Here is a 15,268-nt window from a genome sequence, read left to right as displayed (position 1 = left end):
GCGTGGATTATGCAAAGGCAATGGCATAACATGAACATTGCTTACTATTTATTAGCCATGCTTAAATATTCTTAATATCGAACCTCTTGCGGAGCCTGTACCGTGGCACTAGACCCCAGACAAACCGAGGCGCTGCTGGCCGTGATTGAAACCGGCAGTTTTGAACAAGCCGGAGCCCGCTTGCATGTCACGCCGTCGGCGATTTCCCAGCGGGTGCGTGCGCTGGAAGAAGACATGGGCGCGGCACTGGTGGTGCGCAGCCGCCCGGTACGGGCCACTCGCGTGGGGCAACGGCTGCTACAGCATTTGCGTCGGGTCATGCTGCTGGAAGAAGACCTGGCCTCTGACCTGACCGAGCAACGTCACGCGCCCTTATCAGTAACCATCGCGGTCAACGCCGATACGCTGGGAACCTGGTTTTTTCCGGCACTGGCCGAATTGCTGGCCAGCGAACAGGTGTTGTTGGACCTGGTGGTGGAAGACCAGGACCACACCTATGAAGTTCTCGAAACCGGTATGGCGACGGGGTGTATCAGCACTCAGCCCAAGCCAATGAAAGGCTGTTTTGCCGATCCGCTGGGCATCATGCGCTACCGGCTGATCGCCAGTGCCAGCTTTGCGGCGCGCTGGTTTCCCCAAGGATTGAACCGTGCTGCCGCACGCCATGCACCGGTGGTGGCCTATACCCGCAAGGACGCGCTGCAAGCCTCGTTTTTGCAGGAAAGACTGGGCCTCACGGCAAAGGCTTATCCCTGCAATTACGTGCCAGGTTGCGATCCGCATTACGCCGCAATCAAGTACGGATTGGGTTATGGCATGGTGCCCGAGATGCTGATTCGCGATGCGTTAGCGGCGGGGGAACTGGTTGATCTGGCGCCAGATCATCCCACCGATATCGCGCTGTTCTGGCATGCCTGGAAAGTCCAGTCGCCGCGCATGGAAAACATGTCACGGCGGATCGGTGAAGCCGCGCGCCAGTTGCTCACGGTGAGCTGATTCGCCCAGATCAGCGCAAGTTCACGCGATAGATATGCGGTAATGCCGCGTGCTCTGGCTGCCCTGCAGTCACCACCGGCAATTGCCGTAACGCCCCGGCCGCCACCGGCTGGGCGTTGGCTTCAGCGGCCTGCAACGCAGCCGGTTGCACAACCCAGGCGTCCAGCAACAAAGCACAGGTCAGCACGGCGCTACCAATAAAGCCCAGCCAGAACAGCAATCGATGCCAGTGCGGGGAAGCAGTCTTGCGGGGAGCCATTTGCTCTGCAAATTGGGTCATGACTCATTCCCCACGCAGAAAAGACATGGAAGCCGGCATGGAGCCAGCGACGCTCTGCGCGACGGCGGCGGTATCCGACACTGCGGCACCAGTCTCGGCCAGCGACAGCATGGTGTGGATTCTGGTTTCAAAGGCCAGCGCTGCCTCGACGGCATCCATCACGGCAAAACCGACTACAACAGCAACAAGTGCAATGACAAGAGTGCGTTTCATGATGATCTCCGATGTTCTTTTTTGTTAAGCCGCCAATCCGAACCCTCGGTAGCAGCGAATGAACACAGTGTGATCGGGTCATGAATAAAGGTGAATTCAGCTTAGTATTTGTACGTAATGCATAAAATAACTTAATAAGTAACGGAGCAAATCCGCCGCCGTGACCGCTGGTGGGGTGGATCAGACAGATTCAGCAGTCATACTGGCCTTGGACGTGAGCATTCGCGAAAATGGCCCGGCACTGGTTTTACCTGCAATCATCACCTCCTCCGCAGTCTTCCTCGCCTGATCCCGGAGCCAACCCGCAATCCCGGATAGCCAGACCCGGCCAAAGCGAGCGAACGGACTGGATCAAAGCTCATACAAAGAGAGTCTGCCTTGCGTAAATTACTGATCTTAAGCAGCTTTTTACTCCCCACCTTGGGCTTCGCGGCCGAAGGCATGTGGACGCTGGATAATCTGCCCACCGCCCGTATCCAGCAGCAATATGACTTCACCCCCAAGCAGGACTGGATCGACAAGGTCATGCATGCGTCGGTGCGTATTGCTGGTGGCTGCTCGGCGTCGTTTATCTCGCCCAGCGGACTGGTGCTAAGCAATCACCACTGCGCGCTGTCGTGCGTCGAACAACTGTCGACGGCCAAAAAAGACTATGTGCACGATGGCTTTCTGGCCGCCACGCCTGGCCAGGAAGTCCGCTGCCCGGAAATCGAATTGAACCGGCTGGACCAGATTACCGACGTCACCGACACGGTAAAGAAAGCCACCGAAGGGCTGGATGGCAGCGCGTTCAAACAAGCGCAGAACGCCGTCAAAGCCACGTTGGCCCAAGCTTGCGTAGGCGACGATAAAACCACTACCCGCTGTGATGTGGTCGATCTGTATCACGGTGGCCGCTACGACTTGTACAAATATCACCGCTATCAGGACGTGCGCCTGGTGTTCGTCCCGGAAAAAGCCATGGGCTTTTTTGGCGGCGATCCGGACAACTTCAATTTCCCGCGCTATGACCTGGATATGTCTTTGCTGCGGGCGTATGAAAACGGTAAACCGGCGGTGGTGAAGGATTACTTCCCGCTCAATCGCAATGGCGCGCAACCGGGTGAACTGACTTTTGTGACTGGCAACCCCGGCATGACGCAGCGCCTGCTCACGGTGGCCCAACTGGAAACCACGCGTGATGTGCGCCTGGTGCACAGCTTGTTACGGCTGTCGCAAATGCGCGGCATGCTCACCGAGTACAGCCGCAGCAGCGATGAAGCCGCACGCGTCGCCTCCACGCATTTGTTTGGCGTGGAAAATACCTACAAAGCCCGCTACGGCCAGCTGGAAGCGTTGTTGAACCCGGCGCTGCTGGAACAAAAGCGCAAAGACGAAGCCAGCCTGCGCGCCTTTGTGGCCGGTAATCCGGCGCTGCAGGCCAAAGTGGGTGGCGCATGGGATGCCATTGCCCAGGCCGAACTGAAATATCGTGATCTGGAAAACGATTACCTGACCAAAGAAATCGGCATCGCGTTTGATAGCCGCTACTTTGATATCGCCCGCGATGTGCTGCGTGGTGGTGATGAACGCCCGCTGGCCAATGCCAAACGCCTGCCTGAGTTCAATGAATCAGCACTGCCGCAGCTGGAACAACGGTTGTTCTCCAGCGCGCCGATCTACCCGGACTTTGAACAGGCGCGGCTGACCGCTTCGCTAACCAAAATGCGCGAATTGCTGGGCGCGGATGATCCATTCGTCAAGCAGGTGCTGGGCAAGCAATCGCCAGCACAAGTGGCCGCACAACTGGTCAATGGCACGCATCTTGGCGATGTAGCTGCGCGTAAGGCCTTGTGGCAAGGCGGCAAGAATGCGGTGGCAGCATCGAACGATCCGTTTATCGTGTTGGCGCGCCTGGTCGACCCGGCGGCGCGTTCAATCCGCAAGCAGTACGAAGACAGCGTGGAATCGGTCGAGCAGAAGAATGCCGAACTGATCGCCCAGGCCCGCTTTGCCCAAGCCGGTACCGGCGTTTATCCGGATGCCACGTTTACGCTGCGCTTGTCATATGGTGAGGTACGCGGCTGGAAGGAACATGGCCGCGACATCGCGCCATATACCGACCTGGCTGGCTTGTTTGGTCGCGCCACCGGTGCCGAACCGTTTGCCCTGCCGCAGTCGTGGCTGGCGGCCAAAGACCGGCTGAACCTGCAACAACGACTGGACTTCGTCACCACCAACGACATCATCGGCGGCAATTCCGGCAGCCCGGTCATCAATCGCAACGGCCAGATTGTCGGGCTGATTTTCGACGGCAATATCCATTCGCTGGGCGGCGCGTTTTATTACGATGAAACGCTGAACCGGTCTGTCGCGGTACACAGCGGCGCCATTCTGGAAGCGCTGGAAAAAATTTACGGCGCCGGTGCGCTGGTCAAGGAAATGACTGCCCCATAAACAATACGGCGCAGCGTGGAAAGCTGAGACTGCTGGCGTGTCGGCCGGGCATCGCAAATGATGCTCCCCGCATGCCAGTGGTCGCTTTAAGACGCCCTGATACGTCAGCGATACAAATCAGCGGAACCTGGACAAACGCGGGATACATGGCTCTGGTGCAATGCCAGCCAGGTCCGTCCGTTCTGGGCGGCCAATCCACTCATGTCGCCAGTTGCCCTGAGTGGCATCGATATCGACTCGGGGAGTATGGCCATGACCAGCAGCATTTCATCCAGTTCAGTTTCGTCGCTGCTGGCCAGCCTTAGCTCCAGCAGCACCAGTTCAGGCACTTCCACTACCGACAGTCTGCTCAACGATGTACTGGCCGCAGAAGAATCAGTCACCAGCGGCAGCGCGACGACAGCTGTCGCCAGCCCCAGCACCACCGTCTCGTTGGGAAACAGCAGCAATAACAGCGATGCGACGACGTATACTTCCGCCGGGTTGCTGTCAGATCTGAACCAGATTCTGGCGCAAAACACCATGACCGACCCGTTGCTGGCCAGCGATTCGGCAGACAGCACCGATAGCAGTTCGAGCGACATGCTGAGCCTGCTTGACGGCAGCAGCGCAGCCGCCAGCACAGGCAGCAGCAGCTTTGATTCGTTACTGAGTGAGCTGGAAGGCAATTCTGGCAGCTCCAGTTCAGCCACTGCGGCGGCGTCAGGCAGCACCACCTCACTGGATAGCCAGTGGGCGCAAATCCTGCAGAACGATCCGCAGGCAGCCAGCGAAGTGACCACTGCTTCGCTAAATCAAAGTCTGATCAATTCGCTGTTGTAACGCCCTCGCTCGCCGGCGATCAGGCTGGTGACATGACATCTAACGGCTACTCCTTTGCTTGCGGGCAAATCGGGTAGCCGTTGTGTTTTGCTACGCCCGTTATTGCCATTGCCCGCTGCGCTTTCACTAGCTACATCATAATTCGTCTCTATTCGGAGACTTCGTCCACAAATCGAGACAAAACCGCGTTTTCGGCGCTGCAGTTACTGATTTAGATCAGTTTGCTGCGCTCGCACAAATCGTCGAATCGTCTACGTTTCGAGACAACCCTTCCCGATACTCCCACGCCGAGCCGCGTAAACCCTCAATATGTAGTTCATTTTTTCCTGGTACAAAATCTGCTTTTACCCGGTGGCGCACTGAATATGTGCGACTGGCGAATTCCTCGTCAGACAGAACGGCAAAAAAAATATCGCCACTGGAGGAGTAAATGGCTCTGCTGATTGTTCTAGCCGCACTGGCCTTGCTGATGTACACCGCTTATCGCGGTTACAGCGTGATTCTGATGGCACCCATTGCCGCGCTCGGTGCGGTGCTGCTGACTGATCCGACGCTGGTTGCACCGGTGTTCAGCGGCATCTTCATGGAAAAGATGGTGGTGTTCGTCAAACTGTACTTCCCGGTGTTTTTGCTGGGCTCGCTGTTTGGCAAATTGATCGAGCTATCCGGGTTTTCCAAATCCATCGTGAATGCGGTCATTGGCTGGATTGGCCGCGAGAAAGCCATTGCCGTCATCGTAGTGGTCTGCGCCCTGCTTACCTACGGCGGCGTTTCGCTGTTTGTGGTGGTGTTTGCGGTCTACCCGTTTGCGGCCGAGATGTTCCGCCAGGGCAATATCCCCAAGCGACTGATTCCGGGCGTGATTGCGCTGGGTGCTTTCTCGTTCACCATGGATTCACTGCCCGGTACGCCACAAATCCAGAACATCATCCCGACCACTTTTTTCAAGACCACCACGTGGGCTGCGCCGGGGCTGGGCGTGGCCGGTGCGCTGTTCATTTTTGTGGTGGGCCTGCTGTATCTGAACTGGCGTCGCCGGGTGCTGATGCGCTCGGGGGAAGGTTACGGCACCAATCTGCTTAACGAACCCGCGCCGGTGGATACCTCCAATCTGCCCTCGCCCTGGCTAGCGATTGCGCCGTTGGTGCTGATCGGCGTGATCAACTTTGCATTAACCCGTTTGATTCCGGCATGGTACGGCGCCAGTCACACGCTGGCTTTGCCGGGTCTGGCCAAACCAGTCACCACGGTTATTCCGGCGGTAACGGCCATCTGGGCAGTGGAAGGCGCGTTGTTGTTTGGCGTGATCTTTGTGTTGGCCACGGCTTTTCGCACCATTCGCAGCCGCGTGATGGAAGGCAGCAAGCAGGCCGTTTCCGGCGCTTTGCTGGCCGCCATGAATACCGCCTCGGAATACGGTTTTGGCGGTGTGATCGCCGCCCTGCCCGGGTTTATTGCGGTCAGCCACGCCCTGAGCGCCATTCCCAATCCGCTGGTGAACGCCGCGATCAGCGTCAGCACATTGGCGGGGATTACCGGCTCGGCCTCGGGCGGCATGAGCCTGGCGCTGGCGGCATTGTCAGACACCTTTATCCAGGCCGCCAATGCGGCGCATATCCCGCTGGACGTGCTGCATCGCGTGGTGGCCATGGCCTCGGGCGGCATGGATACGCTGCCGCACAACGGCGCGGTGATTACTGTGCTGGCGGTCACCGGGCTGACCCATCGTGAGTCTTATCGCGACATCTTTGCCATCACCCTCATCAAGACCGTGGCGGTGTTCTTTGTGATCAGCGTGTATTACCTCACCGGCCTGGTGTGAGACGGATATCCAGCTTCATTTTTTGTGAGACATACACTCATGACAGACCTTAAAGGCAAAACCGCACTGATTACCGGCTCGACCAGCGGCATTGGCCTGGGCATTGCCCAAGTGCTGGCGGCCCACGGTGCCAACGTGGTGCTCAATGGCTTTGGCGACGTGCTGGCCGCGCAGGAAAGCGTCACCCGTTATGCCGGGCGCGTGGGTTATCACGGTGCGGACCTGGCTCAGCCAGACCAAATCGCCGATCTGATGCGCTATGTTGAAAGTGAGTTCGGCGGTGCGGATATCCTGGTGAATAACGCGGGCATTCAGCATGTCGCCAGCGTGCAGGACTTTGCGCCAGAGCGCTGGGATGCGGTGATCGCAATCAATCTCTCGGCGGCTTTTCACACCATGCGGCTGGCCATTGATGGAATGAAGGCACGGGGCTGGGGCCGGATCATCAATATTGCATCCACCCATGGTCTGGTGGCCTCGGCGCAGAAGTCCGCTTATGTCGCAGCCAAACATGGGCTGATTGGCTTAACCAAAGCCGCCGCGCTGGAACTGGCGCAAACCGGCGTGACCTGCAACGCCATCTGCCCCGGCTGGGTAAAAACGCCGCTGGTGGAAAAACAGATTGCCGATCGGGCAGCGGCCAGTGGCATTTCCGTAGCACAAGCCACTCGCGACCTGCTGATCGAAAAACAACCTTCGGCTGAGTTTGTGACCCCACAGCAACTGGGTGAACTGGCGCTGTTTCTGAGTAGCAATGCCGCCGCGCAAGTGCGTGGCGCGGCATGGGCGATGGATGGCGGGTGGACGGCGCAATGAAGCGCACATCTTTCGGATTTGCTGGGTGGCTGATCAAGATTGGCGGGGCAACCGTGGCACACCAGAACTGGACAACCAGATATGAATAAACTTTATCCGGACGCCCGCACGGCACTGGCCGATATCGTCGCAGATGGCCAGACCATCGCTGTCGGTGGCTTTGGTTTGTGCGGTATTCCTGAAGCGCTCATTAGCGCCTTGCGTGACAGCGGCGTGCGTAATTTGACGGCGATTTCCAATAACGCCGGAGTTGATGGCTTTGGCCTGGGCCAGTTATTGGAAAGCCGACAGATTCGCAAGATGATTTCCAGCTATGTGGGCGAAAACAAAGAATTTGAGCGCCAGTATCTGGCAGGCGAACTGGAACTGGAATTCACCCCGCAAGGCACGCTGGCCGAAAAACTGCGGGCAGGCGGCGCGGGGATTCCAGCGTTTTTTACGCCGACTGGCTACGGCACGCTGGTGGCTGAAGGCAAAGAAACCCGCGAGTTCAACGGCAAGATGTATGTAATGGAAACCGCGCTTGTGGCCGATGTCTCGCTGGTCAAAGCGTGGAAGGCTGACAAGGCGGGCAATCTGATATTTCGCCGCACTGCACGCAACTTCAACCCCAACGTGGCCACCGCCGGACGCATTACCGTGGCCGAAGCGGAAATTATCGTCGAGATTGGCGAGCTGGACCCGGACCAGATCCACACGCCGGGCATCTTTGTGCAGCGACTGATCCACAACCCGCGCCCCGAAAAACGTATCGAACAACGCACTGTGCGTGTGGCAAAGGAAAGCTGATATGGCCTGGACCCGAGACCAAATGGCCGCGCGTGCCGCCAGAGAATTGCAGGACGGCTTTTACGTGAACCTGGGCATTGGCCTGCCCACACTGGTGGCCAATCATGTGCCGGATGGAGTGGAAGTCTGGTTGCAATCCGAAAACGGCCTGTTGGGCATTGGCCCTTTTCCCACCGAAGATGAAGTCGACGCCGATCTGATCAACGCCGGCAAGCAAACCATCACTACCCTGCCTGGCTCGGCCACGTTTGCCAGCGCCGATTCGTTTGGAATGATTCGCGGCGGCAAGATCAATCTGGCCATCCTCGGTGCCATGCAGGTAAGCGAAAAAGGTGACCTGGCCAACTGGATGATCCCCGGCAAAATGGTCAAAGGCATGGGCGGCGCGATGGACCTGGTCGCCGGCGTCGGGCGAGTGATCGTGTTGATGGAACACGTGGCAAAGAAAAAGGATGGTACTCAGGAAATCAAGCTGTTGCCGGAATGTACCCTCCCGCTAACCGGCGTCGGTGTGGTCGATCTGATCATCACCGATCTGGCCGTACTGGAAGTCGGCAAAGACGGCCTGCATGTGCTGGAACTGGCACCCGGTGTCAGCGCTGAAGAGGCCCAGGCGAAGACGGGTGTGGCGTTACAGTTTGCCGTTGGCTTAGTCGCTTAACCAGATCAGTGCCTGCTTTTCTTGCGGCGACGCGCGAGCCCGCTGCTCTTCACCCCTGTAATACCACTGGTACCGCAGGGTTAAGCTGTGGTGCCAGTTCATCTCTTATCCACACTCAATTGTCAGGCTATTCTTACAAATTTATTGCTACGCTCTGCTCCAATACCACTTGTCCAGGTGGTATTAGCCCTTGCCATCCGTGTTGCAAAAAAAATACAAAAAAATCTTTCCCCTACCGTACGTCTGCTGATACCAAATTGTAATTATTTGTTGCACTGCCGGGTACCTATAGTCCGAAGCAGGTTGCCATTACAAACGCAATCAACCTATTGGTGCCGCGCTTCGCCAAAATGGCCAGGCCCGACAGACCTTCAAGGCAAGAGTAGGAGCAAAAAGATGAAGAAAGCACGTATTTGCCTGACCATTCTGGCAGGGCTGATCAGTACTCAAGCCCTTTGCGCCGATGATTTTTCCGGCTTTTTTGGGGGACTGAAAGCGGGTATTAACCGCTCGGAAACCGACGGCAATTTTGCGACCCACAGCAACGATGCTTTTACAGGTGGTGGCGAGCTCGGCTACAACATGCAGTGGGACAACTTCCTGGTCGGGTTTAGCGGCTTTTATGACTATATCGACAAAAGCGCTCACGACGGGCCTGGCAGCGGCATGACTTCCCAGTACGGTGCCAACCTGGGTGGTGCGGACTTGAAACTGGGTCTGCCGTTTGATCGCTGGATGCCGTACGCCAAACTGGGCTACGGTCGGGTTAATGGTTCCGGCGAGAGCAACAACTTTGGTGGTAACGCCTTTCACGGCGGGTTGGGGCTGGAATACAAACTGGCACCTCACTGGGGTCTGGCTGGCGAATGGACCGCGACCGAGCCGTCTGATCACGGCATGAAGTTCAAGAGCAACAGTCTGACGCTGAACCTGAACTACTATTTTGGCAGCCCGACTCCGGCTCCTATGCCGGTAGCCGAACCTGCGCCAGCGCCAGCTCCGGCACCAACTCCGGCACCGGAACCGCAAGTGGTTACCAAGCACTTCTCGCTCAAAACTGACGTGCTGTTTGAGTTTGGCAAGGCCGATCTGAAACCTGAGGGCCATGACGCACTGGACAAGCTGTATGACCAAGTCAAATCGCTCGATCCAAAAGAAGGTAAAGCCATCGTGATCGGCTACACCGACCGGATCGGCAGCGAGAAATACAACATGGATCTCGGCTATCGCCGCGCCAAAGCCGTTGCGGACTACCTGGTGTCCAAGGGTGTTCCTGCTGACAAGGTTGAAGCCCAGAGTAAAGGCGAGGCAGACCCGGTTACTGGCGACACTTGCGCCAAGGTCAAGGGTCACAAAAAGCTGGTTGAGTGCCTGGCGCCAGATCGTCGCGTAGAGATTGATGCGCAAGGTGTGCATGAAGAAACAGTGACACCAGCGCAATAAGCGTTTTTTAGAGTATTGCCGGGAAGAACGGCCAGGTTGCACACCATGCAATCTGGCCGTTCTTATTTGGGCTGGATTTGCAAAGCTGAATCCCGACCGCGCGGCTCACTTCTCTGAATTCAAGCGAAGGGGAAAGTACGCATTGGGTGATGCCTGGCAATGACTCGACACATCGCCCACATGTCTGTAGCGCCAAAAACAAAGAGCGCGAGAGTTACCCCTCGCGCTCATCTTCCCGAATGCAACTACGCTACTTGGCGTGCCGCCCGTACAAACACCGGGCTCTTCATGATTGCCAGATAAGAAATCCCGCCCAGCGCACAACCGATAAACCAGTTGAAGTCGGCCATTGATTTGATCCCGGCAAAGGTAATCAGCAAACCGGCAGCCACCGACGGCACCAGCGCATATAACGCGCGCTTGTTTACGCCGTTGTCGTACCAGTACGCGCCACCGGCTTTGTCTTTGTACAAGTCGTCCACCACGATCTCCTGATTGCGCACCAGGTAGAAGTCCGCCAGCAAAATCCCGAACAACGGGCCAATGAATGCCGCCAGCGTATCGAGCGTGTAGTGGATTACGTCCGGTGAATTAAAGAGGTTCCACGGTGTGAGAAACACCGAGCCGATGGCCGCGATAAAACCACCCGCGCGGAAAGACACTTTGCTGGGGCTGACGTTGGAGAAATCAAACGCTGGCGAAACAAAGTTGGCAACGATATTGATGCCGATCGTTGCGGTGACGAAGGTAAACGCGCCCAGCACCGCCACCAGCGTGTTGTCGATTTTGGCCACAACCTGGATCGGGTCGGTAATCATCTGGCCGAACACCGGAATGGTGCCCGAGGTAATCACCACGGTGACCACCGAGAACGCCAGGAAGTTAACCGGCAAACCCCAGAAGTTGCCGCGTTTTACTTCCTTGAACGATTTGCCGTAACGCGAAAAGTCGCCAAAGTTGAGCATCGGGCCAGAGAAGTACGACACCACCAGCGCAATCGCGGTGATCATCGGGCCAATCACGGCCAAACCATGGTATTTCACTTCACCCAGGTTAAAGGTGATTTTGCCTGGACCGGCCTTCATCACAATCCAGACAGCCAGACACAGCATCACCACGTACACCGCCGGGCCAGCCCAGTCGATAAAGCGTTTGATGGTGCCCATGCCGTTCCAGAACACCAGCGCCTGCAGCACCCACATGATCATGAACCCCAGCCAGCCCAGATAACTGAGCCCGGCAAAGGCGCTATGGGTGAGCGTTTCCAGACCCGGAAAAAAGCGCAGCAGCACAATGGTCAACGCGCTGGAAGCAAGGAAAGTCTGGATGCCGTACCAGGCCACCGCAATCAGCCCACGAATGATCGCCGGCACATTCGCACCCCACACGCCAAAGGCCATGCGGCAAGCCACTGGGTACGGCACGCCGGCTTTCTGGCTAGGCTTGGCGACCAGATTGGCAAACACGTTCACCAGACAGATCCCGGCGATCAACGACACCAGCACCTGCCAACTCGACAAACCCAAAGCAAACAGGCTACCGGCAAACACGTAGCCACCAACACTGTGTACATCCGACATCCAGAAAGCAAAAATGTTGTACCAGTTCCAGTCCTGCTTTTTCAGCGGGCCCAGATCTTCGTTGTAAAGCCGGTCACTATAACCGGCTGGAGTTTGCTCAGACATGGAATGACTCCTGACCTGTTGATTTACTTTTGCCACACTGCTCACCGCCATTTCTGGCAGGATTCAGCGCAACTCACTTTGTATACAATCGGTAGCAGCGATTCCACTTTGGTCATTCGCTGCGCATAAGGTCTGCAGTAAGATGACCAGCAAAAAGCGTTCCAGCGTTTGCCTGATACAAAGAATAACGGCCATAAGCCCATTGCAACGCGCTTCAGTGCTACGATTCGCATTACGCAATTGGCATTAATTTTGTATACAATAATTAGAAAATAAGAATACAAAATACGACACAAAACGGTGCAATCGCACCAGAACCGGGCAACAAAAGGAAGTCAGCATGTCCGCAAAAACGCGTGACGAAGCCATTTACGAGAACCTGCACGCCGCCATTTTTGAGGTGCAACTCCCCCCTGGCACCCGCCTGCCAGAGGATGAACTGGCAGAAACTTTTGGCGTATCGCGCACTGGTATTCGCAAGGTATTGCAGCGACTGGCGCACGAGCGGCTGGTGGATATTGTCCCCAACAAGGGCGCTTCGGTAGCGCAGCCATCGGTGAAAGAGGCGCGTGAGGTCTTTGCCGCCCGCCGCATGATTGAATGCGCTGCTTTGCCACAAGTGATCAGCCACGCCCGGCCCAATCAAATCAAGGCCTTGCGCGAGATCATGCTGCGCGAGGATGAAGCCCAGCTAAGCGGCAATCGTCCCGCCGCCATTCGACTTTCCGGCGAGTTTCATCTGGCGTTGATCCGTATTGCCGATAACGACACGTTGGCGCACTTTTTACGGGAGTTGGTCGCGCGTTCGTCGCTGATCATCGCCACTTATGGCGCGCCGATTGCTGTTTCATGCCGCCACTCCGAACACGAACAGATTCTGGATTTGATCAGCACCCGCGAAACCAAAGCCGCCGTGGAGTGGATGGACCAACATCTGCTGGAAGTCGAGCGCAGTTGCAGCTTTGCGGTAGAAGATGAAGAGCCAGACCTGAAAGCCATACTGAGCACCATCGCCCGCCGTGGCACGGGACTTGCATAACCCGACTAGCCACGACTTGCCAGGAACCACCATGCGCCTACGCATCATCAACCCCAATACCACCGCCAGCATGACTGACAAGATCGGCGCCGCGGCGCTGGCCGTGGCCCGACCGGGGACCGAAATCATTGCGGTGAACCCGGCCAGCGGCCCGGTGTCGATTGAATCGCACTTTGACGAAGCCATTGCCGCCGTGGGTGTATGCGATGAAGTTCGTGCGGGCGAAGCGACTGGCACCGATGCGTACGTGATCGCCTGCTTTGGCGACCCCGGCCTGTACGCCGCCCGCGAGCTGACGCGCGCCCCGGTGATCGGCATTGCCGAAGCCGCGTTTCACATGGCTAGTTTGATTGCCACACGGTTTTCGGTGGTCACCACGCTGGGCCGCACCGGGATCGTGGCTGAGCGTCTGCTACATGAATACGGTATGGCCAACCGCTGTCGGCGCGTGCGTGCGGCGGAAATCCCTGTACTGGCGCTGGAACGCAATCCACAAGCGGCATTTGAGTTGATTGTGGAAGAAGCCCTGCGCGCCCGGCGTGAAGACGGCATTGGCGCGATTGTGCTGGGCTGCGGCGGCATGGCCGATCTCACCGAACAGATCGCCCAAGCTGTGGGTTTACCGGTGATCGAAGGCGTGACCGCAGCGGTGGCGCTGGCCGAATCACTGGTTACACTGAAACTGCAAACCAGCAAACACGGCGATCTGGACTTTCCGCCCGCCAAACCCTTCAGCGGCGACTTTGCGCGTTACTCCCGTTAACCACCCGGACCACTTTATGACGCAACACTATCCACGCGATCTGATCGGTTATGGCCGCAACCCGCCCCACGCCAACTGGCCGGGCAAAGCAAAGATCGCCGTGCAATTTGTGCTCAATTACGAAGAGGGTGGCGAGAACTGTGTACTGCATGGCGATGCGGGCTCAGAGCAGTTTCTGAGCGAGATGTTCAACCCGGCCAGCTTTCCGGGCCGTCATCTCTCGATGGAATCGATCTACGAATACGGCTCACGCGCTGGGGTATGGCGCATTCTCAAAGAGTTTGAAAAACGCGGTCTACCGTTGACCATTTTTGGCGTATCTATGGCGCTGGAACGCAACCCGGAACTGACCCACGCCTTTGTCGAACTGGGCCACGAAATCGCCTGCCACGGCTGGCGCTGGATTCACTATCAAGACATGCCCGAAGCGCAAGAACGCGAGCATATGCAGATCGGCATGGACATCGTCGAACGCCTGACCGGCGAGCGCGCGCTGGGCTGGTACACCGGCCGCGACAGCCCCAATACCCGGCGACTGGTGGCCGATTACGGCGGCTTCTTGTATGACTCCGACTACTACGGTGACGACCTGCCGTTCTGGACCACCGTTACCAAAACCAATGGCGAAACGGCTCCGCACCTGATCGTGCCCTACACGCTAGACACCAACGACATGCGCTTCTCGCTACCGCAAGGGTTCTCGCAGGGTGATGACTTCTTTACCTATCTGCGAGATGCGTTTGATGTGCTGTACGCCGAGGGCGAAGACAGCCCAAAGATGCTAAGCATAGGCATGCACTGCCGTTTACTCGGCCGCCCCGGGAGGATGCGGGCGTTGCAGCGTTTTCTGGATCATATTGAACAACATGAGCGGGTTTGGGTTTGTCGGCGGGTGGATGTGGCGAAGCATTGGCGGGCGGAGCATCCGTTTAAGGATGTGTAGGGCGGGTGGAGCCCGCCGCTGGCGGTTGGGCCAGCATTGCAATGTGAAGAGATGGGGTGCCTGCGGCACGGTTTGGTTTGATACCCGGTGGTGACCGGGAGCACGATACTTTTTCTTGCCTCGCCAAGAAAAAGTAACCAAAAAGAAGGCGACCCCGCACCGGCGTCCAGCCTGCGGCTGGATACCCCCACTTTCGCAAGATTGCCCCGGCGGGTCGACGAACTAGCCCGCAAGCGGGCGTCGGACAAGCGTCACCCGAAAGCCCGGGGCAATCTTGCTTCGCTTGGCGCCTGAAAGGGGAGGAAAAGCACGTCGTCTGTTGGCTGGCGGTCTTTGTTTGCTGTTGCCGCTACTGGCTGCCGACGTTGTACTGGATTTCCGCCAAGGGGACCGCCTAGGTCGGGAATGACGATGTGATTGGTGTGCAAGGGTTTCCTGCTGTTGCTGTTGCTGTTGCTGTTGCTGTTGCTGTTGCTGTTGCTGTTGCTGTTGCTGTTGCTGTTGCTGTTGCTGTTGCTGTTGCTGTTGCTGTTGCTGTTGCTGTTGCTGTTGCTGTTGCT

At 57.3% G+C, this 15,268-nt stretch carries 14 protein-coding genes; 11 read left to right on the top strand and 3 right to left on the bottom strand.

What is annotated here, in order from left to right; genetic code table 11:
• Window positions 1–102: 102 nt before the first annotated feature.
• Entirely contained in the window at window positions 103–996 is an 894-nt protein-coding gene (locus P4L78_RS12465; protein ID WP_283150782.1) for an HTH-type transcriptional regulator ArgP, read from the top strand.
• Window positions 997–1,006: 10 nt separating this feature from the next.
• Here the strand turns inward: P4L78_RS12465 and P4L78_RS12460 are convergent, their stop codons facing one another.
• Both P4L78_RS12460 and P4L78_RS12455 read right to left on the bottom strand, forming a co-directional pair.
• Window positions 1,007–1,276, bottom strand: coding sequence for a hypothetical protein (locus tag P4L78_RS12460; protein WP_309328384.1), 270 nt, complete (start codon window positions 1,274–1,276; stop codon window positions 1,007–1,009).
• A 3-nt stretch (window positions 1,277–1,279) separates the two neighbouring features.
• Entirely contained in the window at window positions 1,280–1,489 is a 210-nt protein-coding gene (locus P4L78_RS12455; protein ID WP_283150784.1) for a hypothetical protein, read from the bottom strand.
• Window positions 1,490–1,867: 378 nt separating this feature from the next.
• Here P4L78_RS12455 and P4L78_RS12450 point away from each other — a divergent pair, with 378 nt between their 5' ends.
• The 7 genes from P4L78_RS12450 to P4L78_RS12420 all read left to right on the top strand — a co-directional run bounded on the left by P4L78_RS12450 (window position 1,868) and on the right by P4L78_RS12420 (window position 10,278).
• Window positions 1,868–3,925, top strand: a complete 2,058-nt coding sequence (locus P4L78_RS12450) for a S46 family peptidase (RefSeq protein WP_309328382.1) — start codon at window positions 1,868–1,870, stop codon at window positions 3,923–3,925.
• A gap of 252 nt (window positions 3,926–4,177) precedes the next feature.
• Window positions 4,178–4,747 carry a hypothetical protein gene (locus P4L78_RS12445; RefSeq protein ID WP_309328381.1) on the top strand — a complete coding sequence of 190 codons (570 nt, stop codon included), beginning with the start codon at window positions 4,178–4,180 and terminating at the stop codon, window positions 4,745–4,747.
• 430 nt (window positions 4,748–5,177) lie between these two features.
• Window positions 5,178–6,569 (top strand): GntP family permease, encoded by a 1,392-nt coding sequence (locus P4L78_RS12440; protein ID WP_283150787.1) that lies wholly within the window; start codon window positions 5,178–5,180, stop codon window positions 6,567–6,569.
• 39 nt (window positions 6,570–6,608) lie between these two features.
• Entirely contained in the window at window positions 6,609–7,385 is a 777-nt protein-coding gene (locus tag P4L78_RS12435; protein WP_309328379.1) for a 3-hydroxybutyrate dehydrogenase, read from the top strand.
• Between the two features lie 81 nt (window positions 7,386–7,466).
• Window positions 7,467–8,174, top strand: coding sequence for a CoA transferase subunit A (locus P4L78_RS12430; RefSeq protein ID WP_309328378.1), 708 nt, complete (start codon window positions 7,467–7,469; stop codon window positions 8,172–8,174).
• Window position 8,175: 1 nt separating this feature from the next.
• Window positions 8,176–8,835: a 3-oxoacid CoA-transferase subunit B gene (locus P4L78_RS12425; RefSeq protein WP_309328377.1), complete on the top strand. Its 660-nt coding sequence runs from the start codon at window positions 8,176–8,178 to the stop codon at window positions 8,833–8,835.
• Window positions 8,836–9,231: 396 nt separating this feature from the next.
• A complete protein-coding gene (locus P4L78_RS12420; RefSeq protein WP_283150791.1) occupies window positions 9,232–10,278 on the top strand; it encodes an OmpA family protein in 1,047 nt (348 codons plus the stop codon).
• 245 nt (window positions 10,279–10,523) lie between these two features.
• Here the strand turns inward: P4L78_RS12420 and P4L78_RS12415 are convergent, their stop codons facing one another.
• A complete protein-coding gene (locus P4L78_RS12415) occupies window positions 10,524–11,963 on the bottom strand; it encodes an NCS1 family nucleobase:cation symporter-1 (RefSeq protein ID WP_283150792.1) in 1,440 nt (479 codons plus the stop codon).
• Window positions 11,964–12,303: 340 nt separating this feature from the next.
• On the opposite strand from P4L78_RS12415, the gene P4L78_RS12410 reads away from it, so the two are divergent.
• The 3 genes from P4L78_RS12410 to puuE are packed head-to-tail and all read left to right on the top strand — an operon-like array spanning window position 12,304 to window position 14,708.
• A complete protein-coding gene (locus tag P4L78_RS12410) occupies window positions 12,304–13,002 on the top strand; it encodes a GntR family transcriptional regulator (protein WP_309328375.1) in 699 nt (232 codons plus the stop codon).
• Window positions 13,003–13,033: 31 nt separating this feature from the next.
• The gene (locus P4L78_RS12405) at window positions 13,034–13,765 is read left to right on the top strand and encodes an aspartate/glutamate racemase family protein (protein ID WP_309328374.1); all 732 of its coding nucleotides are present in this window, start codon (window positions 13,034–13,036) and stop codon (window positions 13,763–13,765) included.
• A 16-nt stretch (window positions 13,766–13,781) separates the two neighbouring features.
• Window positions 13,782–14,708, top strand: coding sequence for an allantoinase PuuE (gene puuE, locus P4L78_RS12400; RefSeq protein ID WP_309328372.1), 927 nt, complete (start codon window positions 13,782–13,784; stop codon window positions 14,706–14,708).
• The last annotated feature ends 560 nt before the right edge of the window (window positions 14,709–15,268 follow it).

The organism is Silvimonas sp. (assembly GCF_031291215.1).
In the GTDB taxonomy this organism is placed as follows: domain Bacteria; phylum Pseudomonadota; class Gammaproteobacteria; order Burkholderiales; family Chitinibacteraceae; genus Silvimonas; species Silvimonas soli.
Note: the sequence above shows the minus strand (reverse complement) of the source record. Positions and strands in the feature narration are given on the sequence as shown.

What these genes read in the sequence shown, in the direction of transcription:
- P4L78_RS12460 (WP_309328384.1), bottom strand. Translation starts at nt 1,276, where the DNA reads ATGACCCAATTTGCAGAGCAAATGGCTCCCCGCAAGACTGCTTCCCCG.
- P4L78_RS12455 (WP_283150784.1), bottom strand. Translation starts at nt 1,489, where the DNA reads ATGAAACGCACTCTTGTCATTGCACTTGTTGCTGTTGTAGTCGGTTTT.
- P4L78_RS12445 (WP_309328381.1), top strand. Translation starts at nt 4,178, where the DNA reads ATGACCAGCAGCATTTCATCCAGTTCAGTTTCGTCGCTGCTGGCCAGC.
- P4L78_RS12440 (WP_283150787.1), top strand. Translation starts at nt 5,178, where the DNA reads ATGGCTCTGCTGATTGTTCTAGCCGCACTGGCCTTGCTGATGTACACC.
- P4L78_RS12435 (WP_309328379.1), top strand. Translation starts at nt 6,609, where the DNA reads ATGACAGACCTTAAAGGCAAAACCGCACTGATTACCGGCTCGACCAGC.
- P4L78_RS12430 (WP_309328378.1), top strand. Translation starts at nt 7,467, where the DNA reads ATGAATAAACTTTATCCGGACGCCCGCACGGCACTGGCCGATATCGTC.
- P4L78_RS12425 (WP_309328377.1), top strand. Translation starts at nt 8,176, where the DNA reads ATGGCCTGGACCCGAGACCAAATGGCCGCGCGTGCCGCCAGAGAATTG.
- P4L78_RS12420 (WP_283150791.1), top strand. Translation starts at nt 9,232, where the DNA reads ATGAAGAAAGCACGTATTTGCCTGACCATTCTGGCAGGGCTGATCAGT.
- P4L78_RS12415 (WP_283150792.1), bottom strand. Translation starts at nt 11,963, where the DNA reads ATGTCTGAGCAAACTCCAGCCGGTTATAGTGACCGGCTTTACAACGAA.
- P4L78_RS12410 (WP_309328375.1), top strand. Translation starts at nt 12,304, where the DNA reads ATGTCCGCAAAAACGCGTGACGAAGCCATTTACGAGAACCTGCACGCC.
- P4L78_RS12405 (WP_309328374.1), top strand. Translation starts at nt 13,034, where the DNA reads ATGCGCCTACGCATCATCAACCCCAATACCACCGCCAGCATGACTGAC.
- puuE (WP_309328372.1), top strand. Translation starts at nt 13,782, where the DNA reads ATGACGCAACACTATCCACGCGATCTGATCGGTTATGGCCGCAACCCG.